Source organism: Tunturiibacter gelidiferens (genome assembly GCF_013410115.1).
In the GTDB taxonomy this organism is placed as follows: domain Bacteria; phylum Acidobacteriota; class Terriglobia; order Terriglobales; family Acidobacteriaceae; genus Edaphobacter; species Edaphobacter gelidiferens.
In genome coordinates, this window is record NZ_JACCCV010000001.1 from 1,234,331 (window position 1) to 1,252,122 (window position 17,792).

8 protein-coding genes are annotated in these 17,792 nt (G+C 55.5%); 3 read left to right on the forward strand and 5 right to left on the reverse strand.

The genetic code is table 11. The features are described from left to right. Window positions 1-186: 186 nt before the first annotated feature. From HDF12_RS22210 to HDF12_RS05265, 4 genes are all read right to left on the reverse strand, one after another. Entirely contained in the window at window positions 187-585 is a 399-nt protein-coding gene (locus HDF12_RS22210; protein WP_257025361.1) for a hypothetical protein, read from the reverse strand. A 610-nt stretch (window positions 586-1,195) separates the two neighbouring features. Beyond that, window positions 1,196-2,584 (reverse strand): efflux transporter outer membrane subunit, encoded by a 1,389-nt coding sequence (locus HDF12_RS05255; RefSeq protein WP_179581538.1) that lies wholly within the window; start codon window positions 2,582-2,584, stop codon window positions 1,196-1,198. Continuing rightward, window positions 2,581-5,745 carry an efflux RND transporter permease subunit gene (locus HDF12_RS05260; RefSeq protein WP_179581539.1) on the reverse strand — a complete coding sequence of 1,055 codons (3,165 nt, stop codon included), beginning with the start codon at window positions 5,743-5,745 and terminating at the stop codon, window positions 2,581-2,583. The genes HDF12_RS05255 and HDF12_RS05260 overlap by 4 nt, the downstream gene beginning before the upstream one ends. 2 nt (window positions 5,746-5,747) lie before the next feature. Then, on the reverse strand, window positions 5,748-6,851 hold the full coding sequence (locus HDF12_RS05265) for an efflux RND transporter periplasmic adaptor subunit (protein ID WP_257025362.1): 1,104 nt from the start codon (window positions 6,849-6,851) through the stop codon (window positions 5,748-5,750). A gap of 569 nt (window positions 6,852-7,420) precedes the next feature. Between HDF12_RS05265 and glgX the strand changes: the two genes are divergently transcribed. After that, on the forward strand, window positions 7,421-9,529 hold the full coding sequence (glgX, locus tag HDF12_RS05270; RefSeq protein ID WP_179581541.1) for a glycogen debranching protein GlgX: 2,109 nt from the start codon (window positions 7,421-7,423) through the stop codon (window positions 9,527-9,529). Between the two features lie 93 nt (window positions 9,530-9,622). On the opposite strand, the gene HDF12_RS05275 is transcribed toward glgX, so the two are convergent. Continuing rightward, window positions 9,623-12,379: an MGH1-like glycoside hydrolase domain-containing protein gene (locus tag HDF12_RS05275; protein ID WP_179581542.1), complete on the reverse strand. Its 2,757-nt coding sequence runs from the start codon at window positions 12,377-12,379 to the stop codon at window positions 9,623-9,625. A 620-nt stretch (window positions 12,380-12,999) separates the two neighbouring features. Between HDF12_RS05275 and HDF12_RS05280 the strand changes: the two genes are divergently transcribed. Then, window positions 13,000-16,635, forward strand: coding sequence for a response regulator (locus tag HDF12_RS05280; RefSeq protein WP_257025363.1), 3,636 nt, complete (start codon window positions 13,000-13,002; stop codon window positions 16,633-16,635). After that, window positions 16,632-17,786 (forward strand): PP2C family protein-serine/threonine phosphatase, encoded by a 1,155-nt coding sequence (locus HDF12_RS05285; protein ID WP_179581543.1) that lies wholly within the window; start codon window positions 16,632-16,634, stop codon window positions 17,784-17,786. The genes HDF12_RS05280 and HDF12_RS05285 overlap by 4 nt, the downstream gene beginning before the upstream one ends. Window positions 17,787-17,792: the final 6 nt, after the last annotated feature.

Genomic DNA, 17,792 nt, shown 5'->3' on the forward strand with positions numbered 1-17,792 from the left:
ACCCCTTGAACCGCCGCCTCCACCACCCCCTCGGGTACCTATGCTGGCTGATCCCCGTGAACTGCTGGCGCGCGCTGGCTCCGCTATAAGCGCCGGAACCGCTGCCGAAACCTCCGCCTCCGCGTGACCCACCGCCGCTGGGAACGCTTCGGTTACCGATACGATCTGCGCCGCCGCTGCCACGATTCATCGCGCTGGGCTGTTGCCGACTAGATCCGCCGCGATCCATCGTGCTCGGCCGTTGCCGGTTGGCGCTGGAGCGATCCATCGTGCCTGCCTGTTGTCGGCCACCGAACTGCCCCTGGTTCTGACTTGCGTTCGCCTGCCGGCTGGCCATCGAATCGCCCCGGGCAGTGCCGCCATATTGGGTTGCGGTTGCCCTGTTTGAGTAAGGAGCGCCGCCGCGGTGTTGAGGATTGTGCTGCCAATTGTTGCCTCGCCGGCGGGTAGCTGTGACGGACGGTTGACGTTTGTCCTATAGGAGTTGTTTACGAACGTATTGTGATGGTTGATGGTGACGTTACTGGTGTGGCCCCATCCACAGTGGTATCCCCAGCCTCCACCCCAGGCAGCCCCAATGGCCATTCCAACACCAAACGCGCAGCGAGAACCTGGGCCAGCAGCGGGTCAGGATAAGTGCGATGGGAGCCACCAGAGAGTCCAATTGGTCATTCGGAATCTTCGCCGCAGCTTGCTCCGGCGGCGAATCTTGCTGGGGCGACGATTGAGCGTATGTCGCCAAATCGCCAGGCAACAAAAGCAGCACGCAAAGAACCGCGATTACGCCGCGGATGCCCCCAAAGGATGGACTTTCTCGAAGCACTCTCACTTTTATGATCTGGCAGCCTTTCTCGTAAGCATTCTCGGAGACCGTGCCCTCGGTCGTTACAATTCGATCGATCGCCAATCCATCACATCGCAAAAGAGCTGCTAAGGCTCCTCAACGGCAGCGCTGATTAACTCTAAGTTGTAACCGCCAATGAAACACTCAACTACGGAAGATTAGCTCCGTTCGACATCGATCTCTTGTTGCTTCACTCTATCCAGATCGAAAAAAATGGCTATTGCCAAAAATACTAGTGCGATAAGTCCAAGCCGTGGGCTCTCAGATCTATCGCTAGCGGTACTGCCGTATTCGCGCGCACAGATCGGGCCTCCGAACAGGCGGAGGTGAGATACCAGGTATGGAATAACGTTACGGCTGCCAGCCTCCGCCTAGCGCCTGGTACAACTGGACGTAGTTTTGCATCTCGGCATTCCAGGCCTGCGCCAACGCCAGCTCCGAAGTGAAATATTGCTGTTGGGTAACGAGCACTTCAAGGAAGCTCGTAACTCCACCCGAAAAACGGACGTTCGCAAGGCGGGCAGTTTCCTCGTACGTGTTCGTCTGCTCCTCGAGTTTCATCCGAAAGAGTCGAGCCTGGTTATAACCGACCAGGCTGTTGGCTACGTCGCCAAATGCATTCAGAACTGTCTGCTTGTAGATCAACTCTGTCTCGGTACGCTGTGCCCATGCGAGATTGTAGGCACTCGTGATCGCACCACCGGCATACAGGGGCTGCAGCACCTCTCCACCCAGCGACCAGACGGTCGCCGGCCCCTGGAGGAAGCTGGTTAAAGCAGTACTTTGCGCCCCGAACTGGCCCGTCAAAGAGATCTGTGGGAAGAAGGCCGCCTTGGCCACTCCCACGTTGGCATTCGCCGCAACCAATGCTTCTTCGCTCTGCCGCACATCGGGGCGTCGCTCGAGCAGGGCCGAAGGAAGTCCGGTGGGCACAGTAGCCAGATGCGGTTGATCGACCAGGTTGAGGCCGCGGGAGATCGGTCCCGGGTTGCGTCCCAGCAAAATACTGATCTGGTTTTCAGATTGCGCGATGGATTGTTGGCTGCTGATCACCTGAGCTTGAGATTGCTGCAATAGCAGGTTGGCTTGGTACACATCTGTAATCGCGCTGTCGCCACCCTGATACTTGATGGTGTTAAGCCGCAAGATGTCATTGTCGGCTGCGACGTTCTTCTGCGCATAATCCAGCTGATCGTCGAACTGTCGCAACTGGAAATAGGCGACCGCCACGTCGGAGATCAGAGTTGTTTGAACCACGTACCGGGCATAGGTGGTCGCGAGCAACTGCGCACGTGCGGCCTCGGTGGCACGACGGTACTTTCCCCAGAAGTCCACAATGTAATTCAGTTGAATACTAAGCGAATCCAGAGTCGGTCCGTTCGGAATAATCGCATTACGCTGATAGTTGACACCGCCTGAGCCCGAGACGTTGGGCAACTGGTTAGCACGAGTTATCCCTACCACTGCCTGGGCCTGCAGGATGCGGGAGGCGGCGATCTGCATGTCGTAATTATTGGCCAAAGCCTCCTTAATAAGTGCTCTCAACGCCTCGTCCTGAAAGACCGTCTCCCACTGCATCTCGGCAAATGGCTGTGTTCCCGTTGGATTGGACAGGTCCGGCGCAACCCCGCGATACTGATCCGGTGTAACCACCACCGGGCGCTTGTAGTTCGGTCCAACTTTGCAGCCGGCCATCAGTGGCACCAACATAATCGCGGCGAATGGTCTTATGCCGATCATTGTGGAGTGCCTTTCGAAATAGGTTCGTGAATCGCTTCCGGCTCCTTCTTTTTGCCGAAGCGATTGCCGAAACGCTCGACGACATCGAAGGAAACAGGAATAAAGAAGACTGCAAGCAGCGAAGCCGCCAGCATGCCGCCAATCACTACCGTTCCCAACACCTGCCTGGAGATTGCACCCGCACCTGAAGCCGTCCATAGGGGAACGCAGCCAAGGATGAAGGCAAACGCGGTCATCAGGATTGGTCGCAGCCTTAGCTTCGCGCCAGAGAGCGCCGCATCGATCAAGGACTTGCCGCCCTCGTACTCAGCCTTTGCAAACTCAACGATGAGGATGGCGTTCTTGGCCGACAGCCCGATCAGCATAACTAGGCCAATCTGCGCATAAACGTTATTGTCGAGCCGTCGCAGATAAAGCGCAGCGAACGCTCCAAAGACAGCGATTGGAACGCCCAACAGAACACTGAGTGGCAGCGTCCAGCTCTCATACTGCGCGGCCATGATCAGAAACACGATAAAGAAGGACAGCCCGAAGACGACGGCCGGACTGACTCCTTGAGCCGCCTTCACCTCCTGATAAGACATGCCCAGATAGTCGAAGCCCATCTGGCTTGGCATCGTCTTTTTGAAGACATCTTCCAACGCCGCAATTGCCTGGGACGAACTGTAGCCAGGGGCGGCCGAACCGTTGATCTGGACACATTGGAATTGGTTGTACTTCATGATGAATTCGGGTCCGCTGCGTGGTACGTTTCCCGTCAGCGTACTCAGAGGCACCATCTCTCCGCTGCCGTTGGTCACATAAAATTTGCCCAGGTTGTCTGCTGAGGTTCGATAATTACCCTCCGCTTGGATATAGACCTGCCATTGGCGACCAAAACGGTTGAAATAGTTCACGAGGGATCCGCCCATAAACGTCTGCAGTGTCTGGTATACATTTGCCAGGTTTACTTGTTGAGTAAGCACCTTTTCCTGGTCCACAGTAATTCCCACCTGCGGCACTCCAAATAGTGCCGTGGTCATCACACCAGCCAACTCCGGGCGTTTGCGGGCCTCCGCCATGAACACTTCGGCGTTCTTCGCGAGGAACTCAATCGGACTGCCGGAGCGGTCTTCCAGAACAAAGGTGAATCCACCCGATGTTCCGACGCCAGGAATTGCCGGAGGCGGGAAGGCAAAAGCTATCCCCGAAGTAACTCTGGACAGCGCGCCCATCAGGTGCCGCTTGATTCCGAGGTAGCTTTCCTCAGGAGTCTTACGCTCTTCCCAATTTTTGAACGAGACGAAGAAGAAGGAACTGTAAGTGGTATTGACGCCACTCAACATGCTGTAGCCAATCACCGAGCTGACGTTCTCAACACCCGGGGTATCTAACATGATCTTCTCAACCACCTTCGACGCCTCTGAAGTACGGTCTAGGGACGCCGCGTTCGGCAGTTGAAGTCCGCCATACATATAGCCCTGATCTTCATCCGGAAGAAAGCCTCCCGGTGTCTTATGCCCAAAGTAGCCCGCTCCGACTACAAAGACCAGCAAGAGTAGAAATGCGAAACCCGCCTTGTGGATAAGGTGTTTGCAAGTATTGACATATCCATCTGTGACTCTGCCAAAGACGCGATTGAATCCGCGAAAGAACGCCCCCAGCGGGCCGCGAGACTCTTTCCTTGGCCGCAACAACATTGCCGATAGGGCGGGGCTAAGCGTTAGCGCATTGAAAGCCGAGAAGGCGACCGACACCGCGATCGTGACGGCGAACTGCTGATAAAGCCGACCTGTAATACCAGGAATGAATGCGGTCGGCACAAACACTGCAGCCAGAATCAGCGCAATCGCTACCACCGGGCCGCCGACTTCTTCCATCGCCTTGATCGTCGCGTCATGTGGCGTCATGCCGTGTTCGATGTGGTGCTCAACCGCCTCGACGACGACGATAGCGTCATCGACCACCAGCCCAATTGCGAGCACTAAACCAAACAGCGAAAGCGTATTGATCGAAAAACCCAGCAACGGAAAGATCATGAAGGTACCGACCAGCGAAACCGGAACCGCCAGCAGCGGGATAAGCGTGGCCCTCCACCCCTGTAGAAAAATGTAGACCACAAGGATGACCAGCCCTAATGCTTCCAGCAGAGTATGCTCGATCTCCTTGATCCCGGCAGTCACTGCGAGCGTCGTGTCGAGCGCAACAATATAGTCGAGGTCTTCGGGAAAGCGGGTCTTCGACTCCAGCATCAACGCACGAACTCCGGCGGCAGTCGCGACCGCGTTTGCGCCGGGGGCTTGGTAGACCGCCACCAGCGCTGCGGGCTTGCCGTTTAGACGGCCAATCATGTTGTAGTTCTGCGCTCCCAACTCCACGCGTGCAACGTCCTTCAAGCGCAAAATGCCTTCGCCGGCCCTTGCCCGAACGATGATCTCGCCAAAATCCTCCGCAGAAGGAAGGCGACCGGGAGCGCGCACCGTATACGTGAACTGCTGACCCGGCGGAGCGGGATTGCCGCCGATCTGCCCCGCAGGATTCACATTGTTCTGGGCCTGGATCGCGCTGATGATCTCCGGAACGGTGATCTTGAGGTTCGCCAGTTTGTCCGGATTGACCCAGCACCTCATTGCATACTGGCCAGCGCCGAAGACAGATACCGAAGCGACTCCAGGCACCCGCGTCAGCGCGTCGTTCAAATTGATCGTGGCATAGTTCGCCAGAAAGATGTTGTCATAGCTGCCCTTCGGGGAGCTGAGGTCGATCAGCATCAACGGTGCCGCTGTGGACTTCTGCACCGTTATGCCCTGGTTCAGCACTGCGCTCGGCAGCTGTGAGTTGGCCTGCGAGGCACGCATCTGGGTCAGAATTTGGTCAGTGCTCGCCTCCGTGTCTATGCCGAAGTCCACCGTCAGCGTCATCTGCCCATTGCTGGCGTTCAGCGAGTACATGTAGTTCATCTTGTCGACGCCCGACATCTGCTGCTCAATCGGGGTCGCTACGGATTGCGCGACTGTCTGGGCGTCGGCACCAGTGAAGTTGCCTATGACCTGGATCTGCGGGTCCGCAATATTGGGAAACTGGGAAGTTGGAAGTCCCAACATCGAAACAATGCCGGCGATGACCATCAAGATCGAAATCACAATCGCGACGATCGGTCGATTAATAAAAAATTTGGACATGGTCAGTTGCCCTCAGCCTCGGACGCAACGACGTATGGCTTGGGGGTGACCGGCGTACCTTGGCGGACCTTCATGAAGCCCTGGACAATAATCTTCTCTCCAGGCTTCAGCCCCTCTGTCACGATCCAATTCGGTCCGACTCGTTCTCCGACCTTGACCGGACGAAACATGGCTTTGTTCTCCGGGCTGACGACAACAACCTGATACATCGACTGGACTTCAATGACCGCCGCCTGTGGGACCAGCAGGGCATGCTCGTTTGTTCCGGTTTCAATACGAACGTTGCCAAAACCGCCCGGGCGCAGGATGCCGTCCTTGTTGGGAAACTCTGCTGCAATCTGGATCGTGCCGGTCTGCGATGCGATCTCCCGATTGACCAGAACGATCTTGCCCTTTGCCGGAAAAGTGGTCCCGTTCGTCTGTATGAACTCGATCGGAATAGGTTTTCCTTGTGCTCTGCCCCCTCGGACCAAATGCGCGATCGCCTGTGCTCTGCCAAGATAGTCGCTTTCGCTGATATTGAAGTATGCACGGATCGGATTCACCTGGGAGACAGTCGTCATCTTGGTTGCAGTGCCCACCAGGTCGCCAACGTTCGAATTCGAGACGCCGGCCAGGCCATCGATGGGAGATACGACCTTGGTCCAGGACAGATTCAACTCAGACTGGACCATGCTTGCCTTCGCCGCATTGACCTGCGCCGTCGTCGCCGCCAGGTTAGATATGTCAGTGTCCAGTTGCTTTTGCGGAATAGCATGCTGTTCAGCGAGTGGGCGGTCCCGCGTGACGTTGTTTTCCGCTTCGGTTTGCTGCGCAACTGCGACCGCTACCTGCGCCTTCGCCTGGTCGAGACTGGCGACAAACGGGCGGGGATCGATCTCATAAAGTAGTTGCCCTTTGTGGACGAAAAAACCCTCCTGATAGTCACGCTTCAGCAGATATCCCTGCACTTTGGGAGTAATATCCGCATTGACCTGGCCGTTCAGCTGAGCCACCCATTCCTCATAGATAGGAACATCCCGTTCCACCACGTCACTGACTTCGACCTCGGGGGGCTTCGGCGGCGGCCCGGCTTCCTTCTTCTCCTCACAACCGCCGCCGGCCATCAGTAGGCACATACCCACAACAATCGAGACGATATCGAAGCCGCGGCTCCGCCTACCTGGCCAAAAGAACATCTCAAGCTTGCCTGTGTGTAAGGGAAAGCTCCGAACCATAGGTCGCGCTCCCATCGTTTTCTCCTCGCCGGACTTGCCCGAGCTATCACCGATATAGTGTTGCCCGCTTTATATCTCATCTCAATCAACGGCACGACTAGCAGTATTGCTAGGCCCGAATCCACATTTCTTCGTTGAATGAGATCTGAAGAATGAAAACGGTCTGAAATCCTCAGGAGCAAATGGCCGAGCAGAGGAAATATGAGAGAGGTATCATTGCCGGTCGCGACAAGTTAGTGGCGGATAGCACTGAGACAGGCGACCGGCATGAGAACACAGCTAATGCGCCAACCGCCAGGCCCATCGTCGGCAAACACTGGCGCCTTCGGGCGCCTGGCTTCCGCCGATCTCGTTGCTGCCCTTTAGAGCTTCTTGCGAAAGCGATTGCCCTGTAGTCGCAGTGTGCAGGAGTGACCGCTGTTTGAACAACCCTTTGCAATAAGCAAGGATGGTGGACGATGCAAATCGGCTATGATCGCAAATCTAACACTCCGAACTCGGAGCAGGTTTTATCGGCTACGGGACACACTGCGCCGTTAGGCGCCACGGTGGTGCAGGGTGGAGTCAACTTCAGCCTGTACTCCCGTAGATCGACACAAGTAGATCTACTGCTTTTCGACAGCGAGGATGGGCCGCCTTCCCGAATCCTCTGTCTCGATCCGTTGGCCAACCGCACATACCACTACTGGCACGTATTCGTACCTGGATTGCGGCCGGGACAACTGTATGGATATCGTGTTTATGGGCCCTTCGACCCATCGCAAGGACCGCGTTTCGACCCGTCCAAAGTGCTCTTAGATCCATATGGGCGCGAAGTAGTCGTTCCCGTCGGTTACAGCCGCGAGTCCGCCCACGATGGAGGCGACAATGCCGCAACCTCGATGAAAAGCGTAGTCGTAGGCGGTTACGTCTACGACTGGGAAGGCGACCGGCCATTGCACCGGCTGTCCTCACAAACAGTGATTTACGAAATGCATGTGGGTGGGTTTACCCGCCACCAGAACTCCGGCTTACCGGCTAACACCCGTGGCACGTTTGCAGGCCTCATCGAAAAAATACCCTATCTCCGAGACCTGGGGGTCACGGCAGTCGAACTGCTCCCGATCTTTCAGTTCGATGCACAAGACTGCCCGCCAGGCCATGTGAATTATTGGGGATATCAACCGGTGTCTTTTTTTGCGCCACATCGCGCGTACAGTTCACGACAGGAGCGTCTCGGCCCAGTGGATGAATTCCGGGACATGGTCAAGGCACTCCATCGTTCCGGGATCGAAGTAATTCTCGATGTCGTGTACAACCACACCGCGGAGGGTGACGAGAGTGGACCGACTCTGAGCTTTCGTGGGTTGGATAACAACGCCTACTACATCCTGGAAGGCGGCTCTCGCTATGCGAATTACACAGGAACTGGCAACACGTTGAATGGGAATCACCCAATTGTGCGGCGCATGATCGTTGATAGCCTGCGCTACTGGGTCGAAGAGATGCACGTCGATGGCTTTCGTTTCGACTTGGCCTCCATCCTTACTCGCGACTCGTCCGGCCAACCCATGGCGAATCCCCCTGTGTTGTGGGATATAGAAACAGATCCTGCGCTGGCAGGAACCAAATTTATAGCCGAAGCGTGGGACGCGGCTGGGCTATATCAGGTCGGCAGTTTTATCGGAGACAGTTGGAAGGAATGGAATGGAAGGTTTAGAGATGACATTCGGAGCTTCTTCCGATCTGAGGACGGCACAGTTACTCGCCTGGCGGATCGCTTTCTTGGCAGTCCGGACGTCTATGGTCATAAGAAGCGTGAGGCAGAGCAGAGCGTGAACTTTGTCACCTGCCACGATGGATTCACTCTGAACGACTTAGTCTCGTATGAACGCAAATACAACGAGGCGAACGGCGAAGCTAACCGTGACGGAGGCGACGACAATCGAAGCTGGAATTGCGGTGTCGAGGGCCCGTCGGCCGATCCGGCTATCGAAAAGCTGCGCAATAAACAGGTGAAGAACTTTTTGACGGTGACCCTGCTTGCGCTGGGTGTACCCATGGTTCTAATGGGAGATGAAGTGCGACGCACCCAGAGAGGCAATAACAACGCCTACAGCCAGGACAATGAAATCAGCTGGTTTGACTGGGGATTAGTCGACAAACATGCGGAGGTCCATCGCTTTCTGAAACTGCTCATAGCTCGACGGCTTCTGAGGGATGTCGAGCCGGAGGCCGATCGCAAAAGCCTGGAACGATTTTTGTTTGATGCTAATAAGACCTGGCACGGAGTTAAGGTTGGACAACCTGACTGGAGTCCGTCCTCGCACAGCCTGGCATTCAGCGCGGAGATTCCCAAAGAAAAATTGATGTTCTATATCGCTTTCAACAGCTACTGGGAGGCTCTGGAGTTTGAGCTGCCGTTTATGAATCTATGGACCGAAAATCCTTGGAGGCGATGGATCGATACGAGTCTCGATTCACCGGCGGACATCGTTGACTGGAATGCGGCTGAACCTGTACCGAGTCTCGAGTATTCCGTTGCACCCCATTCCGTCGTCGTCCTTTTTACGAGACTGCCCAACTAAGAATCTCGCTCGCATGGCATGGAGGTCTTTGAGAGATATTGAACTTCTCTGCGCGCCCCAAAAGCTTAGTTGCCTCAATAAAAGGAAATGCCATCATCGCTCGTCTGAGTCACTCTCCTCCTGGCCCATTAGGATGGCAAGGCGCTCGATACCCTTCTCGCCGAGCATGTCTGCCGTGAAGCGGCCGTTTGACTGGATAATCCTTGCAATGCAGCCCGTCCACCCGGTTTGATGACTCGCGCCGATACCAGCGCCGCTATCGCCGTGGAAGTACTCGTAGAAAAGGATGTTGTCTCGCCAGAGCGGGTCGGTCTGGAACTTCTCCGTCCCGCCAAACACCGGCCGGCGCCCAGACTCGCCGCGAACAAAGGTTCCGATGAGCCGCTCTGCCAGCTCGTGCGCGACCTCAAACAAGGTCATGAGTTTACCGGAGCCAGTCGGGCACTCCACCTTGAAGGTATCGCCGTAATAAGCACCCAGCCGGAGCAATGAGAGGTAGAGCAGGAAGTTAACCGGCATCCAGACCGGTCCCCTCCAGTTGGAGTTCCCACCGAACATGCCGCTGTCAGAGTCGCCCGGTAGATAGGACACGCGATACTCCTGACCGCTGAGCCCGAAAACGAAGGGATGCTCAAGATGACAGCGCGAGAGCGCGCGGATGCCATGCGGTCCGAAGAATTCATTCTCGTCGAGCATTCTCGCCAGGATACGGCGCAACTTCTCCTCGTTCACGGTGGCGAGCATGCGTCTGCCCGCCAAACCTGGCGTGGCCGGCATGTGAAGGTTTGCCGCAAGCTCGGGATGGCGTTGCATAAACTCCCTAATCCGTTTCCGGGACGCCGGCAATTTTTCAAGTACGTCTTCCTCAAAGATCACGACCGCCGCCAGAGGCAAAAGGCCGACCATGGATCGCACCTTCAAACGGAAAGCCTGCCCATCCGGCAAACGGAGCACGTCATAGAAGAATCCATCCTCTTCGTCCCACATCTTGTCAAGATGCTCGCCCATCCGGTCCATCGCCCCGGAGATCCACATGGTGTGCTCGAAGAACTTGATGACAAATTCCTCATAAAGCGGGTTAAACAGCGCGAGTTCCACGGCAATGCGCAGCATCTGCTGGCTGAAGAACACCATCCATGCGGTCCCGTCAGCCTGTTCCAGATACCCTCCCGTAGGGAGCGGCGAGCTGCGATCGAACACACCTATGTTGTCCAGCCCCAGGAAGCCGCCTTCAAACACATTGTTTCCTGTCCTGTCCTTGCGGTTGAGCCACCAGGTGAAGTTGATCAGGAGTTTGGAGAATGCATAAATAAGAAACTCGTGATCTCCCTTACCGTCGTTTCGCTCCTTGTCCGTCAGGTAAATCTGCATGGTGGCGTACGCATGCACCGGAGGATTCACGTCGCCGAAGTTCCACTCATAGGCCGGTAATTGCCCGTTGGGGTGAAGATAGTCATTGCGCAGCATCAGATCCAGTTGCGACTTCGAAAAATCCGAGTCCACTGACTGGAACGCCAGCATGTGAAATGCAAGGTCCCACGCTGCGTACCACGGGTACTCCCACTTATCAGGCATCGAAATGATGTCATCATTTTCCATGTGGAACCACTCGCTGTTGCGCACCTTCTTGCGCGCCTCGGGCGGTGACCATGGTCCGACATGATGTTCCTTTAGCCACTTGTTGAGATCGTAGTAAAAATATTGCTTGCTCCAGAGCATGCCGGCCAGCGCCTGTCGCATCACAAGGGCGCGATCAGGATCTGCTTTCACTGAGGGCGGGATGATGGAGTCGTAGAATTCATCCGCCTCTTGCCTGCGTTCGGTGAAGACCTCGTCGAAGGCCTTGAAGGGACTTTCGGCCTTGTCCGGAAGGGACCGCGACAAACGCAGGCGCACAATCTGGGTTTTGCCGGAACCGATATTGAGGATGTAATGTGGAGAAGCTTTGGTCCCTTGCTTTGCCGGGTTTACTGCCTGAGTATCGCCGCTTACGACGAAATCGTTGATGCCGTCCTTGACATAAGGAGAAGCATTTTTACCACCGAAGAGTCTTGCATTGTTGGTCTCGTTCTCGGTGAACAACAGTGGTGGCGCTCCCTCGCAATAGAGGTTGTAATCGGCCAACGACTCCTGGAAGAGCGGGTCGGTGTGGCGGGCCAAAATCACACTCGCACCCTTCATTTGCCCCGCTGCCAGTATCGGTTTGGCAGCGCCTTCTGCCCACGACCACGTATTGCGAAACCAAAGCGTCGGTAACAGGTGCAGCGTGGCCTCTTCAGGTCCGCGATTCGCGATGCTGATCCGTATGCCCAGATCGTCCGGTCCGGCCTTGGCGTATTCAACAAATACATCGAAGTATCGGTCTTCGTTGAAAATGCCTGTGTCCAGCAACTCGTACTCCAGCGCATGGCGGCCCCGCTGACGGTTTGTCTCGATGAGGTCCCAGTACGGATACGCCGCCTGCGGATACTTGTAGAGGTACTTCATATACGAGTGCGTAGGCGTGCTGTCCAGGTAAAAGTAGTATTCCTTCACGTCCTCGCCGTGATTGCCTTGACTGTTCGTCAACCCGAAGAGCCGTTCCTTAAGGATCGGATCCTTGCCGTTCCAGAGAGCCAACGCGAAACAGAGAACCTGGTGATCGTCGGAGATGCCTGCCAGACCGTCTTCACCCCACCGGTATGCCCGCGATCGCGCCTGATCGTGCGTGAAGTAATCCCAGGCGTTTCCGTCCTCGCTGTAATCTTCACGAACCGTCCCCCACTGCCGTTCACTCAAATAGGGGCCCCACTTCTTCCAGGCGTGTTCCTTCGTGCGAGCTTCATTCAGTCTGCGCTGTTCCTTTGTCATCGACCCTCCTCCGGCGTTGCCGAAACAAGATGATCCTCTAGGTTCTAGTTTGTCCGTAATCTTCTGTTAACGATTTCTGCCCGCGAACGAACTGCCGGTCTTCGTCCCAAACGGCGCGTTTGTAATCCGTACCTGTTCCTGTTCATGGCCTACCCTCTTCTTTGCGTTCGTTTGGAAGCTGGAGAGATGCACTTCGACGAAGCTATCGTTTGCCCGGGAGAAACTATCTGCACTGAGGTGACCTTGGTTTCCGGGAACGAACAACCCCACAGACTCCCTAGGCGGCCGAACCCGTTCGGCTGCTTGTCCTTACTAGGTGGGTACGCTGAAATAGCTGTCCAGTGTGCCGGCCTAGATAAACTTCAGCTTGCCCGGTCTTCGATCGAAAATCCATGGATTCGACTAGTCGCAGACAATTGCCTCGAATTGTACATCGTGAGTCGCTGGAATGCGTTCGCCTGAGGCGTCTGTCCCTTCTCGAAGTGCATAGATACTTGTTCGCTCCTTTCAGTCGCCGGCAATCCGCGTTTACGCACGTCAGTGGATTAGACAGCATCGTTCATCCAGTTCCCGCTCGCGCGCACCTGCGCAGTTCCAGCCCGTTTGTCTAAGTCCGTGCCATGCCCAGCTTCGACAGCTACAATTGGCATCTCCCGGAGCAGGTGAAAATTATGGGTCTCCTATCGAATTTCAAAATCCGGACCAAGATATTCGTAGCCCTGCTCCCGCTGGCGCTCATGGTAATTTTGGCAGCGTTGTACGCGTCGATCGAGATGAAGACAATCGACACGCGCTATAGCGATCTGATCAGCTCTGATTTCAAGACACTCCACAACCTGACAGTCGCACGGGGGCTAAGCAACCGATTCGCCCAGCTAATCTATCAAGAGATTGCCGAACCTGACGTCGACAGAAAGCGGGCGGTCGACGCAGATCTTGAGAGGACAGCTGTCGAATTTCATTCATTTGTCGCATTAGCCGTTGCAGAAGACCCCAACGTAGCGCAGAAGATCAATGCCGCCACCACTCTCTTCGACCAGGGCGTGTCGGACTCTGGTCCCATTCGAGCTGCAGCCCTGAACAGCGACAATGACAAAGCGATCAAGCTGGCACGAGAGGTCTTCGATCCGGACTTCCGCAAGGGCCGACAAGCGTTAACCGACTTGGCCGATGAAGTTCACGCGACGGTTGACCAACGGTCGGATGAACTCACCGATAAAACTCACCTCACAATTCTGATTACGTGGATCGTTATCATTCTCGGTCTAGCTGCATCTTTCACGATCGCCCTCTCCATCGTGCAGGTTGAAGTTGTAAAAGTCGTGTTGTCGTTCCGGACCCGAATCCTGGACGTAGCAGAAGGACGACTGGACCTGCCCGTGGCGAATCTCGATCGGCCCAATGAAATTGGAGAGATGAGCCGTGCGCTAAACACCTTGCAGATCGCTGCCCGTGAGCAGGAAATCCTGGGTTGGATAAAAGCGGAGGTGGCGACTACGACGGAGCAACTTCAGTCGACAGAGGATTTCGCAGCATTCGCCACTATCCTGCTGTCGCGAATCTCAGTGACGCTGAATCTCCTGTACGGTGCGTTCTACTTGGCCAACGAAGACCACACGCTCTTCTCTCGTGTCGGAGCCTTCGCGACGGACGTCTCCACAGAACCGCGAGAATTTGTTCTCGGCGAAGCCCTCGTGGGACAGGCGGCAGCCGAGAGGCGCAGTCTTCGGATCGTCTCTGGGGCTGACAAACTTCTCCAAGTCAACACGGGTGCTGGCGCTGTAACGCCCGCGTGCGTTCTTTTTATCCCCGTTATGAATCAAGGTGACGTGCTGGCGGTCATCGAGCTGGCGCCTTCAGCCCCTGTATCGGAGAATCAGCAGGCGCTTCTGGACGCGCTCTTGCCAACGGTTGCACTCAATACAAAGATCCTGGCCAGCAAGCTCGTTACTATAAAACTGCTCGAGCAAACCCAGATACAGGCTGCTGACCTTGCGGTCGCCAAGGAAGCAGCCGAAGCCGCCACCACAGCCAAATCTGCTTTCCTGGCCAACATGAGCCACGAGATTCGTACACCAATGAATGCCATCATTGGGATGACGCACCTCGCTTTGAAGACCGATCTCTCCCCGAAACAGACAGACTACCTGACCAAGGTGAAGTTCGCCGCGCACTCGTTGCTTGGGATCATTAATGACATCCTGGACTTCTCCAAGATCGAAGCGGGCAAGCTCGATATTGAGAAAATAAACTTCCGGCTTGAAGACGTTCTCGACAATCTATCGACAATCGTAAGTCAAAAAGCACAAGACAAGAACCTTGAATTCCTGATCGCTTCGCAGCATGACATTCCGCATAACTTGATGGGCGACCCACTGCGCCTCGGACAAATCCTGATCAACTTGGTGAATAACGCGGTCAAATTTACCGAGCGTGGCGAGGTGCTGGTGACAGTTACGCTCGAAGAACAGCTGGCAGAGCGGGTTAAGGTGAGGTTCTCAGTCCGCGACAGCGGTATCGGGATGACACCCGAGCAGAGTTCCAGGCTGTTTCAGGCATTCGCGCAGGCCGACACTTCGACGACGAGAAAGTACGGTGGCACCGGCCTCGGCCTTTCCATCTCCAAGCGACTGGTTGAAATGATGGATGGGTCTATCTGGGCCGAGAGTGAACCGGGCGTAGGCAGCACCTTCCATTTCACAATCTGGTTTGGAATTGGATCGGAAGACAAACGCAAACGCTTGATCGCTGATCTGGCGGGCATCCGAGCGTTAGTGGTGGACGATAATGCGCAGGCACGTGAGATCCTCACGGAGGCACTCCGTGTATTCGCACTTCGCGCAGACTCCGTCTCGTCAGGTGAAGATGCCGTGCGCGAAATAGCCGCAGCTGACTCGGCGGATCCTTATCGTTTAGTTCTGATGGATTGGCACATGCCGGGACTGGACGGCCTTCAGGCGAGCCGCATCATCAAACGTAACGACCGCCTGCAAAATATTCCGAAAATCGTGATGGTCACTGCCTTCGGACGAGATGAAATCAGAACTCAGGCAGAGGAGATTGGTATCGAAAGTTACTTGTTGAAGCCGATCAATCAGTCATTGCTCTATGACACTCTGATAGAACTATTCGGCATTGCTGGAGTAGATGAGCCCCGTTCCCGTGACAGGGGGGATAAGGCCACCGTGCACGATGCCACGGGAATCCGTGTGTTGCTGGTCGAAGACAACGAGATGAACCAGCAGGTTGCGACTGAACTTCTTGAAAGCGCCGGAGCAATCGTGACCGTGGCTAACCACGGTGGGGAAGCCGTGAAGATCCTGACCGCTGGAGACCAGGCTCCAGAGTTCGATGTCGTCTTCATGGACCTCCAGATGCCCGAGATGGATGGGTTCACCGCAACCAGACTACTAAGAAGCGACCCGCGTTTGCGGAAGTTCCCAATCATCGCGATGACGGCTCACGCCCTGGTCGAAGAGCGTCAACGTTGTCTCGACGCAGGCATGAATGACCACGTGTCGAAACCGATTGATCCCGATAACTTGTTTGCGACTTTGCTCCGATGGGCTAAGCCCAGGCCCAAACAGAGCCTCGATTTTCAAACGCCGGCTGTCATTTCAAAACCGTCCAACGAAGTAGTGTTGCCGGAAATCCCAGGGGTTAAAGTCGCGGATGGCCTCAACCGCGTCGCCGGGAACAGACGGCTATATCGCGACCTGCTCGGGCAGTTCGCCGCTAAACAAGCCGACGCAGCCGCCCAAGTCTCAATCGCGCTCGAAAGCGACGATCGTAACCTGGCTGAACGCATTGCCCATACCGTGAAGGGCGTCGCCGGCAACCTCGGAATCTCCGAGGTGCAGACCGTGGCTCAGAAACTGGAGAGGGCGCTTCATGGCGATGAGGAAACTGTCCCTGCATTGCTCCTCGAGTTTGCGAGAGTGATGGGCACTCAAGTTCAAGCTATTGAGAAGGCTCTACGCGATTCAACAACCGCTCGGCAGGAGACGGTGCAAATCTCGCCCTTTTCTGAAGAAACGGCTGCAACAGCGATTGCCCAGCTCCGGAGATTGCTCGAAGCAAGTGACGGCGACGCCGAAGCGTCGTTTCTCAGTTTGCAGCACGCAGTTGCAGGGGTTGTCGAGGAGCCCTATCTGAACGCTCTGAGCGAATCAATCAACGACTTCGATTTTGCTTCAGCACTAGTGAAGCTGGATGAGATTGCCCAACGTTGCACACGAAATGGGGACAAGAAATGAATCAGATCGATCAGAAGAAGACAGTGCTGTTGGTGGACGACGCTCCGGCCAATATTCAAATCGTGAATGCAATCCTGAAAGACATCTACAAAATTCGCGTTGCAACCAGCGGCGCAAAAGCCCTGGAACTCGCAAAAGCTACGCCTCCCCCGGACCTGATTCTGCTGGACGTCATGATGCCAGAGATGGATGGGTACGAAGTATGCAGACGTCTGAAACTGGCTCCGGAAACGTGTGACATCCCCGTCATATTTCTTACCGGACAGACAGAAGTTGAGGAGGAGACCAAGGGCTTTGATGTCGGCGCAGTTGACTACATCCATAAACCGTTTTCGCCTGCGGTTGTAAAGGCGCGTGTTCAAACTCACCTCGTGCTTCGTGGAATTCGTGAACAGCTCAGCCTGCAGTTGCTCACGATTCAAAAAGAGTTGGATACAGCGCGGAAGATTCAATTATCGATTCTCCCAGCCACGATCCCGAAGATCGAAGGTCTCGATATAGCTGCGCGCTACATCCCCATGACCTCCGTTGCTGGCGACTTTTACGACTTCATCGTGGTAGATGAGAAACGCATCGGCATTCTTGTAGCCGATGTATCGGGACATGGAATGCCTGCCGCGCTTATCGCCTCGATGTTGAAGATCGCGCTGTCATCCGAGGTCAGCCACGCTTCCGATCCGGCGCGGGTACTATTGGGTCTGAATCAGGCGCTATGCGGAAAGTTCGAACACCATTTCGTCACGGCGGCGTACCTGTTTATCGATATGCAGAACCGAACGCTGACCTACTCCGGTGCCGGTCACCCGCCTCTACTTTTGTGGGGTGGACCCGAGGGCTTGCGCAGTATTGAAGAAAATGGGTTGTTTCTCGGAAAATTCTCCTTCGCGACTTACTCTTCGAGAGAACTACCTCTCAAGGCCGGCGATCGAATTTTGCTCTACACCGACGGAATTCCGGAAACGGCGAACCCTGCGGGAGTCGAGTTTGGCACTGAACGCTTCAAGCAGTTTCTGGAGACCGAGGACAGCACTTCCGCAGATTACTTCGCCGATCACCTTCTCGAGGAACTGTCACGCTGGTCCGCTCGAGGGTCGCCCGAAGACTTGGATGACGATATGACGATCGTTGCCATCCAGGTGAGAATCGATTGAAGCTAC